This is a genomic window from Streptomyces humi, from assembly GCF_001005085.2.
GTDB classification, from domain to species: domain Bacteria; phylum Actinomycetota; class Actinomycetes; order Streptomycetales; family Streptomycetaceae; genus Streptomyces; species Streptomyces humi.
Map to the genome: position 1 here is coordinate 22,886 of NZ_LBMU02000011.1, position 16,373 is coordinate 39,258.

General features: G+C 72.0%; 13 protein-coding genes. 8 read left to right on the plus strand and 5 right to left on the minus strand.

Features of this window, described 5'->3' with window-relative positions; translation table 11 throughout:
- Positions 1 to 79 precede the first annotated feature (79 nt).
- Entirely contained in the window at positions 80 to 1,519 is a 1,440-nt protein-coding gene (locus AAW13_RS03150) for a S1 family peptidase (protein WP_240528525.1), read from the minus strand.
- Between the two features lie 208 nt (positions 1,520 to 1,727).
- On the opposite strand from AAW13_RS03150, the gene AAW13_RS03155 reads away from it, so the two are divergent.
- The 5 genes from AAW13_RS03155 to AAW13_RS03175 all read left to right on the plus strand — a co-directional run bounded on the left by AAW13_RS03155 (position 1,728) and on the right by AAW13_RS03175 (position 8,805).
- Complete coding sequence (locus tag AAW13_RS03155) at positions 1,728 to 2,141, plus strand: PaaI family thioesterase (RefSeq protein ID WP_046732104.1); 414 nt, start codon at positions 1,728 to 1,730, stop codon at positions 2,139 to 2,141.
- A gap of 485 nt (positions 2,142 to 2,626) precedes the next feature.
- The gene (locus AAW13_RS03160; RefSeq protein WP_046732105.1) at positions 2,627 to 2,842 is read left to right on the plus strand and encodes a hypothetical protein; all 216 of its coding nucleotides are present in this window, start codon (positions 2,627 to 2,629) and stop codon (positions 2,840 to 2,842) included.
- Between the two features lie 110 nt (positions 2,843 to 2,952).
- Positions 2,953 to 3,759 carry an HlyD family efflux transporter periplasmic adaptor subunit gene (locus tag AAW13_RS03165; protein WP_046732106.1) on the plus strand — a complete coding sequence of 269 codons (807 nt, stop codon included), beginning with the start codon at positions 2,953 to 2,955 and terminating at the stop codon, positions 3,757 to 3,759.
- The gene (locus AAW13_RS03170; RefSeq protein ID WP_046732107.1) at positions 3,756 to 5,978 is read left to right on the plus strand and encodes an NHLP family bacteriocin export ABC transporter peptidase/permease/ATPase subunit; all 2,223 of its coding nucleotides are present in this window, start codon (positions 3,756 to 3,758) and stop codon (positions 5,976 to 5,978) included. Before AAW13_RS03165 ends, AAW13_RS03170 begins: the two co-directional genes overlap by 4 nt.
- 1 nt (position 5,979) lies before the next feature.
- Positions 5,980 to 8,805 carry an NHLP bacteriocin export ABC transporter permease/ATPase subunit gene (locus AAW13_RS03175; protein WP_046732108.1) on the plus strand — a complete coding sequence of 942 codons (2,826 nt, stop codon included), beginning with the start codon at positions 5,980 to 5,982 and terminating at the stop codon, positions 8,803 to 8,805.
- A 4-nt stretch (positions 8,806 to 8,809) separates the two neighbouring features.
- On the opposite strand, the gene AAW13_RS03180 is transcribed toward AAW13_RS03175, so the two are convergent.
- Entirely contained in the window at positions 8,810 to 9,340 is a 531-nt protein-coding gene (locus AAW13_RS03180; protein WP_046732109.1) for an SRPBCC family protein, read from the minus strand.
- Positions 9,341 to 9,344: 4 nt separating this feature from the next.
- The gene (locus AAW13_RS03185) at positions 9,345 to 9,686 is read right to left on the minus strand and encodes an ArsR/SmtB family transcription factor (RefSeq protein ID WP_046732110.1); all 342 of its coding nucleotides are present in this window, start codon (positions 9,684 to 9,686) and stop codon (positions 9,345 to 9,347) included.
- 246 nt (positions 9,687 to 9,932) lie between these two features.
- Here AAW13_RS03185 and AAW13_RS03190 point away from each other — a divergent pair, with 246 nt between their 5' ends.
- On the plus strand, positions 9,933 to 11,435 hold the full coding sequence (locus AAW13_RS03190; protein ID WP_046732111.1) for an MFS transporter: 1,503 nt from the start codon (positions 9,933 to 9,935) through the stop codon (positions 11,433 to 11,435).
- Between the two features lie 255 nt (positions 11,436 to 11,690).
- On the opposite strand, the gene AAW13_RS03195 is transcribed toward AAW13_RS03190, so the two are convergent.
- Entirely contained in the window at positions 11,691 to 12,113 is a 423-nt protein-coding gene (locus tag AAW13_RS03195) for a subtilase-type protease inhibitor (protein WP_046734728.1), read from the minus strand.
- Between the two features lie 324 nt (positions 12,114 to 12,437).
- Here AAW13_RS03195 and AAW13_RS03200 point away from each other — a divergent pair, with 324 nt between their 5' ends.
- Together AAW13_RS03200 and AAW13_RS03205 are read left to right on the plus strand one after the other, a co-directional pair.
- On the plus strand, positions 12,438 to 12,968 hold the full coding sequence (locus AAW13_RS03200) for a hypothetical protein (protein ID WP_046734729.1): 531 nt from the start codon (positions 12,438 to 12,440) through the stop codon (positions 12,966 to 12,968).
- Positions 12,969 to 13,089: 121 nt separating this feature from the next.
- Positions 13,090 to 14,259: a lactate 2-monooxygenase gene (locus tag AAW13_RS03205; protein ID WP_046734730.1), complete on the plus strand. Its 1,170-nt coding sequence runs from the start codon at positions 13,090 to 13,092 to the stop codon at positions 14,257 to 14,259.
- 140 nt (positions 14,260 to 14,399) lie between these two features.
- On the opposite strand, the gene AAW13_RS03210 is transcribed toward AAW13_RS03205, so the two are convergent.
- Positions 14,400 to 16,037, minus strand: coding sequence for a ricin-type beta-trefoil lectin domain protein (locus tag AAW13_RS03210; RefSeq protein WP_046734731.1), 1,638 nt, complete (start codon positions 16,035 to 16,037; stop codon positions 14,400 to 14,402).
- Between the last annotated feature and the right edge of the window lie 336 nt (positions 16,038 to 16,373).

Below are 16,373 nucleotides of genomic sequence, written 5' to 3' on the forward strand. Positions count from 1 at the left end.
CACCCGACACGGCCCGGTCCGGCCCTCCCGCCGGAGGGCCGGACCGTCCACTGTCGACCGGAACCGCTGGTAGGGCCGATCAGCGGTTCTTGTGGTGCTTGCCCGACGTGCTCTGGTCCGCGGCGGTCCCCGACTGGTCGTTCGCACCGGACTGGTCGTTCGCGCCCGTGCCGGTCTGGTCGCCGGTACCCGTCTCGTCGCCCGTACCGCTCACGTCACCGGTGCCGCTCTGGTCGCCCGCGGTCGCGGAGGGGTCGGCGGCGCCGCCGATCTGGTCGCCGCCGGCCTGGTCACCGGCGGAGGCGGACGGGTCGGCAGCGGAGGCGGACGGGTCCGCCGAGGCACCGGCGTCACCGGCACCGGCGGCGCCGCCCGCGCCCAGGGTCGCGCCGGTCGCCTGGAGGGCGGCGGTCACCGGCTGGAAGAAGGTCTCGCCGCCGGAGGTGCAGTCGCCGCTGCCGCCGGAGGTGAGGCCGACCGCGCCGCCGTCCTGGGTGAACAGCGAGCCGCCGGAGTCGCCGGCCTCGGCGCAGACGTTGGTCTGGATGAGGCCGTTGACGGTGTCGACGCCGTTCGGGTCGGTCTCGCTCTGGAAGTTGACGGTGGCGTCGAGGCCGGTGACCTGGCCGTCGTGCAGTCCGGTGGTGGAACCCATCCGGAACACCGTGGTGCCGACGGTCGCGTCCTCGGCCTGGTTGATGGCGACGGTCTGGCCGTTGCCTATGTTGACCTCGCTCGGCGCCTGCGTGGTGGCGTCGTCGTACTTGACGAGCGAGAAGTCGTTGCCGGGGAAGGTGGCCTGGTCCACGGTGGCGACCGGCTGGCCGCCCTCGGTGTCGGACCAGTCCTTGGCCGCGACCCCGCAGTGACCGGCCGTCAGGAAGGCGGGGCTGCCGTCCGAGGCGGTGACGTTGAAGCCGAGGGAGCAGCGGACCTCGCCGTTCTGCACCTGGGAGAAGATCGCGTCGCCGCCGGAGACGAAGGTCTTGAAGGACCCGGAGGTCTTCTTCAGGGTCGCCATGTCGGAGCCGAGGCCCTGGACCGTGGACTCCAGCGTGTCCCACTTGGAGCCGGTGACGGTGCTGTCGGCGGTGACCACGACCTTGTTGGTCTTCGGGTCGACGGCCCAGGCGGTGCCCGGGATGGTCGCCTTGGCCTTCAGGGTCCGGGCGGCCGTCTCCAGCGCCTTGGTGCTGTTGGCGACCTGCCGTACGACCGCGCCGGCCTTCTGCGCCTGCACGATCACGTTGTTGTCGCCGTTGACGACGTTGACGACGAGCTGCTGCTTGCCGCTGTCGTAGTAGGACCCGGCGAAGGCCTGGCCGAGCAGCTCCTGGAGCTGCGCGGCGAGATCCGAGGCGCCCGTCGCCTTCAGGGTCTTGGGAGCGGCAGCGGTGGCACCGGAGGCGTTGTCCTGGGACGCGTTGGCCATCGGGATCAGGAAGGCCGCAGCTCCGAGCGCCGCGACACCGCCCACCGCGATAGCGGCCTTGCGCTTCGGAATTCGCTTGTGACTCAAACTTCTCGACCTCCAAGGGACGGAGTGTCTGCCGTAGTAGGGCAGTTGTTCGTGAGCGGCGCCTGGATGGCCATAGGTACGGGCGGGTCACGTGGTGCGTTCAATTCCGTTTGCCAACTTCCTTGAGCCGCAGGTGAATCAGCCACGCCCGCGGGTGTCGTGGCACGGCTGCGCGTGGTGCGGCACGGATGCGGGAACAATCCCCCATATGACGATGACCACCGCCGAGGCCGAGAAGATCCTCTCCGCCGCCTTCGCCCCCTGGGTGCTCGATCTCGGGCTGACCGTCCAGGCGGTCGGCGAGGACCGGGCGGTGCTGCGTCTGCCCTGGTCGGACCGGTTGTCCCGGGAGGGCGGCGGGCTGTCGGGGCAGGCGCTGATGGCGGCGGCGGACACCGCGACGGTGATCGCGGTGTCGGCGGCACGGGGCGGCTTCGTACCGATGACGACGGTGCAGCAGTCGACGTCGTTCCAGCGGGCGGTGACCGGTTCGGATGTCCTGATCGAAGCGGTGCTCACCAAGCTGGGCCGCCGGACGGCGTTCGCCGACATCACCATGAGCGACGAGCGGTCGGGGGCGCTCGCGGCTCGGGCGAGCACGGTGTACGCGCTCCTGGGCTGAGAATCCACACCCCGCACCGACACGGTCGGCAATCGATCACTGACGCTCTGTTGTGATCACCGACCGGAATCCTTGCTTCAGGGAATCTGCACATCCACCACCCATGCGGGTCACCGGACACAGCGGATCTGCACAATCACGCGCCCCCTGCCGTGCCCTTGGCCCGGAGTGCCGGATTCCCCGCCCCCGGGGCAAGTGGTGCGGCCGCGGCGAAGTCGTGCGGCTTGTGAAGGAGTCGCCGACAAGGCGTGCCCACGCCTGCACGTATGAGTGCGCCTGAGGCCCAAGTGCCCAGGTGAGGCGCCTGGTTGATTGGAAGCCCGGAGCGTGGGCGTGCTTTGATCCATCGCACCGCGGGAGCCGCCAAGGGCTCCTGGAAACGGGCGCCCGGCGCCCGCGGTCGCGGCCGTACCAGTCCGTCCCCGCCAGGGCCGTTGGGGGGCCGCTCCCCCCTTGTGAATATCCATATGAAGGGAAGTTCCACCATGAACTCCACCCCCCAGGTCGAGACCGTCGAGATCTCGGACGCCGAGCTGGACAACGTCTCCGGCGGTCTCTCCCTGAACGCCCTGAACACCGTGACCGGCACGGTCAACGGCGTTCTCCCGGTCAGCGGCCTGGTCGACACCGCCGTCGGCACCGTCGAGGGCGTCACCGGCCTGAACACCCAGCCGGCCCTGAACCTGGTCGCCGGTCTCTGATCGCACCTCGTCACCGCTGAGTCCCGGAGCCGTACCCCGGCTCCGGGGCTCTCGGGCGTTCTGAAACGCCTTCGTTCCCCAGCGTCTCTCCCACAGGTGAGGGAAGTTCCGTGCAGTTCCGCCAACAGGCCCTCGCCAAGCTCCAGTCGCCGGAGGAGCTCGACCTTCCGGTGCGCTTCGCCCGTCCCCAGGGCTGGCTCACGCTCTCCGTCTCGGTCGTCGTGATGGCGGCGGCGTCGGTGTGGGCGGTGACCGGCTCGGTCGCCTCGACGGTGAGCGCGCAGGCGATCCTCACCCACGGGCAGGGCAGCTACATCCTGCAAAGCCCGGTCGCCGGGCAGGTCACGGCCGTCCTCGCCGAGCAGGGCGACCGGCTGCCGGCGAACTCCCCGGTCCTGAAGGTCCGTACCGCTCAGGGCGAGTCGGTCGTCCGGACGGTCGCCGCGGGCCGGATCAGCGCGCTCGCCGCCACCATCGGGCAGATCATCCAGACCGGCGCGAACGTCGCCGCGGTGGAGAAGGTCGCCCACGCCTCGGACCCGCTGTACGCGACGGTCTACGTCCCCGCCGAGAACGCCTCCGCCATCCCGGCGGACGCCCGGGTCGACCTGACCGTGTCGTCGGTGTCGACCCAGGAGTACGGGGTGCTGCGCGGCCATGTGAAGTCGGTGGACCGCGCCGCCCAGTCGGCCCAGTCCATCTCGGCGTTCCTCGGGGACAGCCAGCTCGGCGAGCAGTTCACGAAGAAGGGCCGGCCGGTGGCCGTCCTGGTCCGGCTGGACCGGTCGACGTCGACGAAGAGCGGCTACCGATGGTCCTCGGCCGACGGGCCGCCCTTCAGGCTCGACTCGATGACCCTGGCCTCCGGCTCGATCCGGCTGGCCGACCAGCACCCCGTCGATTGGCTGCTCCCGTGACCACCGCCCAGGAAACCCGGAGCCGCCGGCGCGCCGCCCCGCCCAAGCGGCCGGTGCCCAAGGGCCGCGGCGGGACGGTCCGCACCCCGACCGTGCTCCAGATGGAGGCCGTCGAGTGCGGCGCCGCCTCCCTGTCCATGATCCTCGGCCACTACGGCCGGCATGTCCCGCTGGAGGAACTGCGCATCGCCTGCGGTGTCTCCCGCGACGGATCCCGCGCGAGCAACCTCCTCAAGGCGGCCCGTAGTTACGGCCTCACGGCCAAGGGCATGCAGATGGACCTGGCCGCCCTCGCCGACGTGCCGGCCCCGGCCATCCTGTTCTGGGAGTTCAACCACTACGTCGTCTACGACGGCATGGGCCGGCGCTTCGGCCGCCGGGGCGTCTACGTCAACGACCCCGCCAAGGGCCGCCGGTTCGTGCCCATGGAGGAGTTCGACGGCAGCTTCACCGGTGTCGTCCTGGTCCTGGAGCCCGGCGACGGCTTCGAGAAGGGCGGCCGGCGGCCGGGCGTCCTCGGTGCGATGCCGGCCCGGCTGCGCGGCACCGCGGGCACCATGCCGGCGGCGGTGCTGGCCAGCCTGCTGCTGGTGGCCGTGGGCGCGGCGGTGCCCGCGCTCAGCCGGCAGTACATCGACCTGTTCCTGATCGGCGGCCAGACCTCGCTGCTCACCGTGCTGTTCGCGGCGATGGGCACCTGTGTGCTGCTCACCCTGGTGCTGACCTGGCTCCAGCAGGCGAACCTGCTGCACGGCCGGATCGTCTCCTCCACCCTCTCCAGCGCCCGCTTCCTGCGCCATCTGCTGCGGCTGCCGGTGACCTTCTTCTCCCAGCGCAGCCCGGCCGACCTGGTCCAGCGCCTACAGTCCAACGACCAGGTCGCCGAGACCCTGGCCCGCGACCTGGCCGCGGCCGGCGTGGACGCGGTGGTCGTCGTCCTCTACGCGGTCCTCCTCTACACCTACGACGCGCAGCTCACCTTCCTCGGCATCGGCGTGGCGCTGCTGAACATCGTGGCGATGCGGCTCGTCGTACGGCTGCGCGCGACCCGGACCGCCAAGCTGCGCGCGGACACCGCCCGGCTCACCAACACCTCCTACACCGGTCTCCAGCTGATCGAGACGATGAAGGCGACCGGCGGCGAGGACGGTTACTTCCGCAAGTGGGCCGGGCAGCACGCGACCACCCTGGAGGAGCAGCAGCGCCTCGGGGTGCCGAGCGCCTGGCTCGGGGTGGTGGCGCCGACGCTGGCCACCGTCAACAGCGCGCTGATCCTGTGGATCGGCGGTATGCGGGCGGTCGAAGGGGGCATCTCGGTGGGTCTCCTGGTCGCCTTCCAGTCCCTGGTCACCCGTTTCACCGCCCCGCTGACCCGGCTGAACGGAGTCGCCGGCCGCATCCAGGACTTCGCGGCCGACGTGGCCAGGCTCAAGGACGTGGAGAACTTCCAGGCCGACCCGGTGTACGCCCGGCCCGGCGCCGGCGAGTCGACCCGGCGGCTACAGGGCCACGTCGAGCTGGAGAACATCTCCTTCGGCTACAGCCCGCTGGACAAGCCGCTGCTCACGGGCTTCGACCTGAGCGTCGGACCGGGCCGGCAGGTGGCCCTGGTGGGCGGTTCGGGCAGCGGCAAGTCGACGGTGTCCCGGCTGATCTCGGGCCTGTACGCACCCTGGGAAGGCGTGATCCGCATCGACGGGCAGCGTCTCGAGGACATCCCGCGCGGTGCGCTCGCCGCCTCCGTCTCCTTCGTCGACCAGGACGTCTTCCTCTTCGAGGGCTCGGTGCGCGACAACGTGGCGCTGTGGGACCCGTCCATCCCGGACGAGGCGGTGGTGGAGGCGCTGCGCGACGCGGCCCTGTACGACGTGGTGACGCGCAGGCCCGGAGGCATCCACAGCAGGGTCGAGCAGGACGGCCGGAACTTCTCCGGCGGTCAGCGGCAGCGCCTGGAGATCGCCCGGGCGCTGGTGCGCCGGCCGAGCATCCTGGTCCTCGACGAGGTGACCAGCGCGCTGGACGCGGAGACCGAGCAGATCGTCATGGACAACCTGCGGCGGCGCGGCTGCGCCTGCGTGGTGATCGCGCACCGGCTGAGCACGGTCCGCGACAGCGACGAGATCGTGGTTCTCCAGCACGGCACGGTCGTGGAGCGCGGCCGGCACGACGAGTTGGTCGCACACGGCGGGGCGTACGCCGCGCTGGTCAGGGAGCGCTGAGATGACGACGGTGGACGGCGGCGACCTGGTGCTCGGCGCGCTCGGCTCCCTGGGCTCCCGGATCGACTGCGCGGGCTTCAACCGCCTGGACCTGGAAGGTCCGCAGACGCTGTGGCTGGTGGCCTCCGGCGCCCTGGACCTGTTCGCGGTGGACGCCGACCAGCAGGGCCACTGGCACCACCTGGGTCGGCTGGAGGCGGGCGCGCTGCTGCTCGGTCCGGTCGCCGGACCCCAGCACACCCTGGTGGCCCGCCCGTTGCGCGACTGCGTGGTGCACCGCATCGGCCTGCGCGAGCTCTACCAGGGCGCCGGCACCCAGACCTGGTCGTACGACGAGTACGGCAACCCCCAGTACGTGCCGCCGACCACCAGCCCTCTGGAGTACGCCCTCGCGCTGGGCGTCGGCCGCGGTCTGTCCGTGCTCTTCCAGGCGCCGATGACCGCGGGCGAGCGCGCCGCGGCCCCCACCGACGACGACGTCTTCTGGATGCAGGTGCCGCCGGGCAGCGTGCAGTACGGCTCGCTGTACGGCGCGGAGGCCGCGTCCGACCTGCTGATGGACCCGGCGCTGTGGCAGGGCATGGTCGACCAGCAGTACCGGCTGCTCACCACGCTGGACCGCTGGATCGAGCAGCTGGAGCGCACCCACGAGTCCCGTACGGCGGCCGGCATCAAGGCCGGTGAGGCGGTGCGCGCCCAGGCCGACCGGACCCTGCTGGCCGCCATCGGCAAGGGGGCCAAGCGCACCACGGCCGCCGACGCCGACGCTTCCTACGCGGCCTGCCGGCTGGTCGCCGAGGCGGCGGGCATCACGCTCGCCGAGCCCGCGCAGGGCGGCACCGACTCGACCGGGAGTGACCGGCTCGACCCGGTCGAACGGGTGGCGCTGGCCTCCCGGGTGCGGACCCGGGCGGTACGGCTGGACGGCGGCTGGTGGCGGGACGACGTGGGTCCGCTGGTCGGGCACCGCGCGCTGTCCGGGGCGCCGGTCGCGCTGCTGTGGCGGCGCGGCGGCTATGTGGCCGTCCATCCGGCGACCGGCCGGGAGACCCCGATCGAGAAGGCGAACGCCGGGGAGTTCGAGCCGCGCGCGGTGATGTTCTACCGTCCGCTGCCGGACCGGGCGCTCAGCCCGCTCGGCCTGCTCCGCTTCAGTCTGCGCGGCACCCGCGGCGACCTGGGCAACCTGGCGCTGGCCGGGCTGGTGACGGTGGCCATCGGCGCGCTGGTGCCGATCGCCACCGGCAAGGTGCTCGGCGAGTACGTGCCGACGGCGCAGACGAGCCTGATCGCGCAGGTGTGTCTCGCGGTGATGCTCAGCGCCGTGGTGTCGGCCGCGTTCACCCTGCTGGAGAACCTGACGATCCTGCGGCTGGAGGGCCGGATCGAGGCGACCCTCCAGCCGGCCGTCTGGGACCGGCTGCTGCGGCTGCCGACCAGGTTCTTCACCCAGCGCTCGACCGGTGAGCTGGCGAGCGCGGCCATGGGCGTCAGCGCGATCCGCCGGCTGCTGGCGGGGGTGGGCCCGGTGGTCGCCCAGTCGGTGACCGTCGGGGCGATGAACCTGGGTCTGCTGTTCTGGTACAGCGTGCCGATGGCGCTGGCGGCGCTGGGCATGCTGGTCGTCATCGCCGGTCTGTTCCTGGGTCTCGGCCTGTGGCAGGTCCGCTGGCAGCGCCGCCTCGTGGTGCTGAGCAACAAGCTGAACAACCAGGCCTTCCAGACCCTGCGGGGACTGCCGAAACTGCGGGTGGCGGCGGCCGAGAACTACGCGTACGCGGCCTGGGCGGGCGAGTTCGCGCGCAGCCGGGAGCTCCAGCAGAGGGTCGGCCGGATCAAGAACCTCACCAGCGTGCTGGGTTCGGTCTACCTGCCGGTCTGCACCCTGCTGATGTTCATGCTGCTCGCGGGCCCGGCGCGGGGCGTCATGGGCGCGGCGGCCTTCCTCACCTTCAACACCTCGGTGACGATGCTGCTCACCTCGGTCACCCAGCTGACCGGTTCCTTCGTGTCGGCGGTGGCCGCGCTGCCGCTGTTCGAGGAGATCAAGCCGGTCCTGGAGGCGGCCCCCGAGGTGCGGACCGCCAGCACCCGCCCCGGCCCGCTGTCCGGTGCGATCGAGGCCCGCAGGCTCTCCTTCCGGTACGCGGACGACGGTCCCCTGGTCCTGGACGACGTCTCCTTCGACATCCGGCCGGGCGAGTTCGTGGCGGTCGTGGGCCCCAGCGGCTGCGGCAAGTCGACGCTGCTGCGGCTGCTGATCGGCTTCGACAGGCCGGTGTCGGGCAGCGTCCTGTACGACGGTCAGGACCTCGGCGCCCTCGACCAGTCCGCCGTGCGCCGGCAGTGCGGTGTGGTGCTCCAGCACGCGCAGCCGTTCACCGGCTCGATCCTGGACGTCATCTGCGGCACCGAGCCGTACACCCCGGAGGAGGCGATGGCGGCGGCCGAGATGGCGGGGCTCGCGGAGGACATCAAGCGGATGCCGATGGGGCTGCACACCATCGTCGCCGGGAGCGGCGCGATCTCGGGCGGCCAGCGGCAGCGGCTGATGATCGCCCAGGCTCTGATCCGGCGGCCCCGCATCCTCTTCTTCGACGAGGCGACGAGCGCGCTCGACAACGACACGCAGCGCACGGTCATCGAGAGCACCCGCAAGCTGAACGCCACCCGGATCGTGATCGCGCACCGGCTGTCGACGGTCATGGACGCCGACCGGGTGATCGTGATGGAGGACGGCAAGGTCGCCCAGCAGGGCCCGCCGGGCCAGTTGCTCGCCGACACCGGGGGCCGGCTGCACGAGCTGGTGCGACGGCAGCTGGCCTGACCGGTCAGGCGTCCGTGCCGGGGACGGGCGCGCCGGAGGGCAGGCCCGCGTCGAGGTAGCGCCGGTAGTACTCCCGCCAGGGCGCGGTGACGCCGGCGTGCGGCCCCTGGAAGCGTTCGCCCCGGGCCTTGGCGTCGAGGGCGGTGAGGCAGACCTCCCAGCCGGCGCTGTTCCGGGCGGCGGTGTCCGCCTCGCCCAGGACATGGGTGAGGGTGAAGCGGGTGCGGTTCGCGCCCTCGGGCGCCAGGTCGAAGCGGATCTCGTCGCCGCCCCAGTCGAAGGCGAGGGTGCGGGGCGGGTCGACGGCGAGGACCGTGCCGTACGAGTCGGGCATGCTCGGGTCGCCGGTGAACCGCACGGTGCCGCCGGGGCGCAGGTCGAACTCGGCACGGGAGGGGAACCACTCGGCGAGTTCGTCAGGGTCGGTGACGAAGTGCCAGACCCGGTCGGCGGGGTGGTCGTAGACACGGCTGAAGCGGACGGCCGGGCGGCCGTCGTCGAGGGTCAGGTAGGTGCCGGTGAGTTCGGCGGGCATGGGGTCAGTCCTTCGGGGAGGGATCTCTCGGGTCGTCCGCGGTCTCGTCGAGGCGGCGGCCCAGGGTGTCCAGGCCGCGGTTCCACAGCCGGCGGTAGGGGGCGAGCCAGGCGTCGAGTTCGGCGATCGGGGCCGGGTCGAGGGCGTAGACCCTTCGCTGTGCGTCCTGCCGGACCCGCACCAGGCCGGCCTCCCGCAACACCTTGAGGTGCTTCGACGTGCTCGGCTGGCTGAGGCCGCAGGCGTCCACGATCTCGCCGACGGGCATCGGCCGGGTCAGGAGCAGGCCGACCATGGCCCGTCGGTGGGGGTCGGCGAGGGCGGCCCAGAGGGTGTCGGCGGACATGGCACCAGCCTGTCCCGACCTTTATATTCCTGTCAAGGAATACACCCAGCGCACAGCGGCGGCGCAGCCCGGCCACCGCCTATGCGGGCAGGCCCGCCGCCCCCACAAGCGAAACGTTGCCGTTTCGCTGAAAGTGGTCTACTCTCGATGTGTACGAAACCGTTTCGTTCGCGGCGGCCTTGTGGAGCCGTCGTGCCGAAGCGTCTCCCGAAAACTCCCGAACGACTTCCCTGGAGTGGTTCCCCCATGTCCGAGAAGACCCTGACCGACGACGTCGGCGTCGGTGCCACGGAGGCACCAGCGGCCGCCTCCCCCAAGCGATGGTGGATCCTCGCGGTCATCGCCATCGCCCAGCTGATGGTGGTGCTCGACGCCACCATCGTGAACATCGCCCTGCCCTCCGCCCAGGCCGACCTCGGGTTCTCCGACGGCAACCGGCAGTGGATCGTCACCGCGTACGCCCTCAGCTTCGCCTCCCTGCTGCTGCTCGGCGGCCGGATCGCCGACCTGTTCGGCCGCAAGACCGCCTTCCTCATAGGCGTCGTCGGCTTCGCCGCCGTGTCCGCGCTGGGCGGTGCCGCCAACGGCTTCGGGATGCTCGTCACCGCACGCGCCCTCCAGGGTGCCTTCGGCGCGCTGCTCGCCCCGACCGCGCTCTCGCTGCTCAACACCACGTTCACCGACGTCCGTGAGCGGGCCCGCGCCTTCAGCGTCTACGGCGCCATCGCCGGCGCCGGCGGCGCGGTGGGCCTGCTGCTCGGCGGTGTCCTCACCGACACGTTCGACTGGCGCTCGACCCTGTACGTGAACGTCGCGATCGCCTTCGTCGCCTTCGCGGGCGGCATGGCCCTGCTGCACAACCACCGTGACGCCGGCAACTCCAAGCTGGACGTGCTCGGCACGGTCCTGGTCGCGGCCGGTCTCTTCTCGCTGGTCTACGGCTTCTCCAACGCCGAGACGCACGACTGGGGCTCGCCGCTGACCTGGGGCTTCCTGATCGCGGGTGTCGTACTGCTCGCGGCCTTCGCGTGGTGGCAGACCAAGGCCCGGCACCCGCTGCTGCCGCTGGGCATCCTGATGGACCGCAACCGGGCGGCCTCGCTCCTCACCGTGCTGATCTCCGCCGGCGGCATGTTCGGCGTGTTCCTCTTCCTCACCTACTACCTGCAACTGAACCTCGGCTTCAGCCCGACGAAGACCGGCGTGGCGTTCCTGCCGATGATCGGCGGCCTGATGGTGACGGCGCAGATCGGCACCCAGGTCCTGGTACCGAAGTTCGGACCGAAGGTCGTGATCCCGCTGGGCTTCGCGGTCTCCGCGGCCGGCATGGCCTGGCTGACCGGGATCGGCGTCGGCTCCAGCTACGTCAGCGCGGTGCTCCCGCAGCTGATCATCACCGGCCTCGGCCTGGGCCTGGTCATGCCGGCGGCCATGCAGCTGGGCACGGGCGGAGTGACGGCCGACGAGGCGGGCGTCGCCTCCGCGACGGTCAACGCCATGCAGCAGGTGGGCGGTTCGATCGGTACGGCGCTGCTCAACACACTCGCGGCGAGCGCGGCGACGAGCTACCTGACCGGGCGGGACGCGACCAGCAAGCTGGTGCAGGCCCAGGCGACGATCGAGAGCTACACCACGGCGTTCTGGTGGTCCGCCGGGATGTTCGCGGCGGGCGCGGTGATCGCCTTCCTGCTCTTCCGGCGCGGGGTGCCGGTCCAGGACCCGGACGCGGCGCCGGTCGTCCACATGTGACACCCGAGGGAGCCGCAAGGACCGAGAGGCCGCCGTCAGCAGGGAGACGGCGGCCTCTCGCCGTTCGTTTCCCGCCGCTTCCCGGGCCCCCCGGGACGGGGGCGCCGGGAAGCGGCGGTGATGCCGGGGGCCGGCGGGCGGCCCCACTCCGCCCGCCGGCCCCCGTTGCGAGATCGCAGGTTCCCCGCTCCAGAGGGCCGCACTCCCCAGTCACGGACCTGTTCGGCAGGCACGAGCACCGTGCGATCCCGGGTCTCAGAACGCGAAGACGCTCGCTCCGTAGGCGTCCCGCATGCAGGCGTTGCCGAAGCTGCGCTCGTAGGAGACGCGCTTGCCCTGCCAGACGCCCTCGACCGTGACCACGACGGGGTCGTAGAGCTTGGTGCACCACACGTCGTTCGCCGGCGCGAGAGCGTCGAAGTCGCCCCCGGCACCGCGTAGTTCGGCGCAGGCCTGGGCGGCGGCCGGGTGGGTGCCGGAGGCGGCCGGCGCGCAGGTGAGGGTCACCGCGCGCTCGGGCGTGGCGGTGGCCGCGTCGCTGCCGTGGCCGGTGGTGAGCACCAGGGCCGAGGGGGCGTAGAGCGAGCTCGGGGCGGCGACGGCGGCTCCGGTCAGGGGTCCGCAGACGGCGACGGCCGTGAGGCCGAGGGTCGCTGCCCAGCGCGCGGTGGTTCGCATTGTGTGCATCCTTCCGCTCGATTCGACGGGTGCCGCACCCGGCCCGGTGGGTGCCGGGGGCGGCGGGCGCCACTCTGCCGACTCCGCCGCCGAAACACACATCGAACCCACAGCTTTCAGTAACCTTGCGTATTGAATCAGTGGCGTGAAGTCACGGAAATCGAACGCGTCGACCGCTCAACGGAGCGGTTCTTGATCGCTCGAAGCGGCCAGATGGCCGGTTTCCGTCGCCTTGTTAATCGTCCTGAAACATTCCGCTTCCGCTCTCGGCGCATTTCACGGCAAGCCCTTGCCTCGGCGCTGCAACGGAGTAATCGTCATTACATGATTACTCAAGAGCAACGAGACAAGCTGCGCGGCTGGTTCGCCGGCCGGCTGCCCGACGATCTCTTCGAGGAACTGGTCGAGGTGACGGCCGACCGCGAGGAGGTCACCGTCATCGGGCGCATCCCCGGGCCCAAGGTGGCGGACGGCGCGTCGGACGCCGAGCGGACGGCCGCCGCGCAGGGCCGGATCCAGGAGTTCCGGGAGCGCACCCGGGAGAGCCGGATGGCCGTGGCCCGGGAGGCGGAGCACCGGTTCGGGCACAAGGTGTCCTGGGGCGTGGAGTGTGCCGGGCAGCGGGCCCTGTTCACCCATGTGGCCGCGCCGGTGATGACCCGGCTGCGGCAGCCGGAGCGGCAGGTGCTGGACACCCTGATCGCCGGAGGCGTGGCGCGCAGCCGCAGCGAGGCGCTGGCCTGGTGCGTGCGGCTGGTGCAGAAGCACACCGACGACTGGCTGACCGAACTGCGCGACTCGCTGGAGCACGTCGAGCGGGTCCGGGCCCAGGGGCCGGACACCGAGCAGGACTGAACCCGCCCCCGGGAAGCCCGCCGACCGCCGTGGACCGGGTGAAGGGCGGTGTACGGCCCCGCACATACCGGCGAGTATGGTCGCCACGGCGCGAACTCGACGTGGAGAGGCGGACGTACGGATGGCGAAGCACTGGGCGGACTTCCAGTACGAGATCTATCTCAACGGGATGACGGGGGCGGTGCCGCGGCTGCCGACCGACCTGACCCGCCTGGAGGAGCTGACCGAGCGGCGGCTCGGGCCGGGTCCGGTCGGCTACGTGTCCGGCGGCGCGGGTGACGGCTCCACGGTGCGCGCCAACCGGGCCGCCCTGGCACGGCACCGCATCGTGCCGCGGATGCTGCGGGACGTCGGTGAGCGGGACCTCGCGGTGGAGGTGCTGGGCCGTTCGCTGCCCGCGCCGCTGGCCCTGGCGCCCGTCGGCGTGCTGTCGATCATGCATCCGGACGCCGAGCCGGCCGCCGCCCGGGCCGCCGCCGCGCAGGGCGTGCCGTTCATCCTGTCCTCGGCCTCCAGCACGCCGCTGGAGCGGGTGGCGGAGGCGATGGGGGACGCCGAGCGGTGGTTCCAGCTGTACTGGGGCAGGGACCGCGAGGTGACCCGGAGCTTCCTCCAGCGGGCCCGCGCCAACGGGTTCTCGGTGCTGGTCGTCACCCTCGACACGCCGTTGCTGTCCTGGCGCCCGCGCGATCTCGACCAGGCGTACCTGCCGTTCCTGAACGGGGTGGGCACCGCCAACTACTTCACCGACCCGGCGTTCCTCGCGGGGCTCGCCAAGCCGGTGCACGAGGACCCGAACGCGGCCGTGCTGCACTTCCTCGGGCTGTTCGGCGACCCCAGCCACACCTGGCCGGACCTCGCCTTCCTCCGGGAGCACTGGGACGGGCCGATCGTCCTCAAGGGCGTGCTGCACCCGGACGACGCCCGGCTCGCCGCCGACGCCGGGATGGACGGGGTGGTGGTCTCCAACCACGGCGGCCGGCAGGTGGCCGGTTCGGTCGCCGCGGCCGACGCGCTGCCGCGGGTCGTGGAAGCGGCGGGCGACCGGCTGACCGTGCTCTTCGACAGCGGGGTGCGCACCGGGGACGACGTGTTCAAGGCGCTCGCGCTCGGCGCCCGAGCGGTGCTGCTGGGACGGCCGTACGTCTACGGGCTGGGTCTGGACGGACAGGCCGGGGTGGACCACGTGATCCGTGCGCTGCTCGCGGAGTTCGACCTCACCCTCGCGCTGTCCGGGCACGCCACCCCGGCCACGGTCACGGCGACCGACCTGGTCGAGGAGCCCGCGTGAGCACCCCCGGCGACGTCCTGCGCTGATCGACCAGGAAGCCCTCGCCGGCGCGCCGGAGGAGGGCGCGCCGGCCGCGGCGGTTCTGGACGTCTTCGCCCCCGGGACTTCCTGGCGGGCAGCGGGCCCCGGGACGCGGTCGGCTAGTTCCCGGTCAGCTCCGCGGGGCGGGCCGAGTGGCCGCCGGTTCCGGCGACGGAGAGCGAGCCGGGGCTCTGCGACGGGACAGGCGCGTCGGTCAGCCAGTGCTGGCCGCTGGTGTGGTCGCGGACCTTGACCACGATGTCGTCGCCGGGGTTCACCCCGGCCGTGGCGAGGGCCAGGGACTCGTCCCAGTGGGGCAGCAACTCGCCCTGGACGGTGAGGTCGTAGCGGACGTCCTTGGCGCGCCCGGTGTCATCCTCGGCGCAGGTGCCGAGGATGACCACCCCGGCGTCCGCGTGCGAGTCCAGGCACAGGCCGTCGCCGGCCACGCTGCGCAGTTCGCCGTCGCTCTCGAACGTCCACTGCTGGGTGTTGGCCGTGGAGCACACCGCGAGCACGACGCCGGCCCCGGCCTTCGGCGCGCCGTTGATGTCGAGGCAGAGCTGGGCGGCCGCGTTGCGCAGCCGGGTCGCGTGCTCGGCGGCGGGCAGCCCGGCCGTGCCGGAGGTGGGCGTGGCGTCCGGAGTCGTCTCGGGGTCGGTGCCGCCGGGGACCAGACCGGCGGTCGCGACGGCGTCGCTGCCGTCCCCGCCGCCCGACAGCGCGCTGACGGCGAGAACCGAGGCGAGCAGTCCTGCGCCGGCGACGCCGACACTGGTCAGCAGCGTCTTGGACGACCAGGTGCCGGGTGGGCGGCGTACCGGGATGCGGGCCAGGATCCGGGTCCGGGCCGCGGCGCGGCGGCGACCGCCGCCGCCTCCGGCACGCCGGGCCGCGCGGGTCAGCGGCTCCGCCTCGCCGCCCTTGCGCCCCGGACGTGAGTCGAGGTAGCGGCGGGCGCCCCAGCCGAGTACCGCCTCGACGAGCAGCACTCCCAGGCCGCCCTCGACATGGCCGAGTTGTTCCGCGGCGGCCCGGCAGTACGGGCACTCGGCGAGATGTTCCTGGACGTCCGGCAGCAGACCGCCGCCGCGCCGGATCGGAACGTCGAGCAGCCGGTTGTAGTAGCGGCACTCCTGGGACGGCGCGAGATCCCGGTGCGCGCGGACGCAGCCCTCCCGGAATTTCTCCCGGGCGTCCTCCAGAGCAGCGGACGCGGTTGTCGTGTCCATGCCCAACAGACCGGCGGGTACGGTTATCGGCTCGGCCTCGACCTCGCTGTGCCAGAGCAGGCTCTGGGCGAGCGCCGGAAGGCCCAGGAATGAACGCTCGGCGAGAGCGCGGTTTTCCGGCGCCATCGGCTTCGCGGCACGCATACCGCGACCGCCGGCCGGTTTCCCGAGGTCGGGGAGAACCTCCGCTATTCGGTCCTCGTCGGACCAGTTGGCGACGGTGTCACGGACCGCGACCAGCAGCCGGGGCCGGATCGCGTCCGCGGTCTCACCGAGGGCCACCCGGTCGAGCACCTGGTGGAAGGCGGCGGCCGCGACCATGTGCGCGACCGGGCCGGAGACGGCCAGGCAGATGACCGCGTACTCCTGCACGGGCCGCCAGTGCCGGGCCATGAGCAGCGCGGCGGACCGGGAGGCCTCGATGTCGGAGCCGGCTCGCAGCGGGGCGGCGAGGGACTCGTCGGACTCTCCCGCACCACCGCCCGGCGGCGGATAGGGAGGACGAGGCGGGTGGGGGGTGGGCACTGAGCGGATTCCTTTGGTGCGGGTGGTGCGGACCTCTTCGGCGCGCGGGCGGAGAGCGGGAATTGACCGGCCCGCTGTCGGCCGTGTTCCCCAACTGCCGAATTGGTCCCGGCCATTATCCCGGCGTGGATGTTTCACCCTCGCACAAGTCTCACACAAGCAACAAGGCGCCCGTACAACATCGACAGCATTGACAGAAAGTCAGAAAGGCGGCGGTGGCTATTGCCCCTGCATGGCCGTATTCACATTCCGCGCGCCCCGTGTGAACCGAACGCCCGCACCGGTCCCGCGCGCACACTCCCGGCCCGTGCGCACGGGTGGTCCACTGATGACCGG

What these genes read in the sequence shown, in the direction of transcription:
- AAW13_RS03155 (WP_046732104.1), top strand. Translation starts at nt 1,728, where the DNA reads ATGACGATGACCACCGCCGAGGCCGAGAAGATCCTCTCCGCCGCCTTC.
- AAW13_RS03160 (WP_046732105.1), top strand. Translation starts at nt 2,627, where the DNA reads ATGAACTCCACCCCCCAGGTCGAGACCGTCGAGATCTCGGACGCCGAG.
- AAW13_RS03175 (WP_046732108.1), top strand. Translation starts at nt 5,980, where the DNA reads ATGACGACGGTGGACGGCGGCGACCTGGTGCTCGGCGCGCTCGGCTCC.
- AAW13_RS03180 (WP_046732109.1), bottom strand. Translation starts at nt 9,340, where the DNA reads ATGCCCGCCGAACTCACCGGCACCTACCTGACCCTCGACGACGGCCGC.
- AAW13_RS03185 (WP_046732110.1), bottom strand. Translation starts at nt 9,686, where the DNA reads ATGTCCGCCGACACCCTCTGGGCCGCCCTCGCCGACCCCCACCGACGG.
- AAW13_RS03190 (WP_046732111.1), top strand. Translation starts at nt 9,933, where the DNA reads ATGTCCGAGAAGACCCTGACCGACGACGTCGGCGTCGGTGCCACGGAG.
- AAW13_RS03195 (WP_046734728.1), bottom strand. Translation starts at nt 12,113, where the DNA reads ATGCGAACCACCGCGCGCTGGGCAGCGACCCTCGGCCTCACGGCCGTC.
- AAW13_RS03200 (WP_046734729.1), top strand. Translation starts at nt 12,438, where the DNA reads ATGATTACTCAAGAGCAACGAGACAAGCTGCGCGGCTGGTTCGCCGGC.
- AAW13_RS03205 (WP_046734730.1), top strand. Translation starts at nt 13,090, where the DNA reads ATGGCGAAGCACTGGGCGGACTTCCAGTACGAGATCTATCTCAACGGG.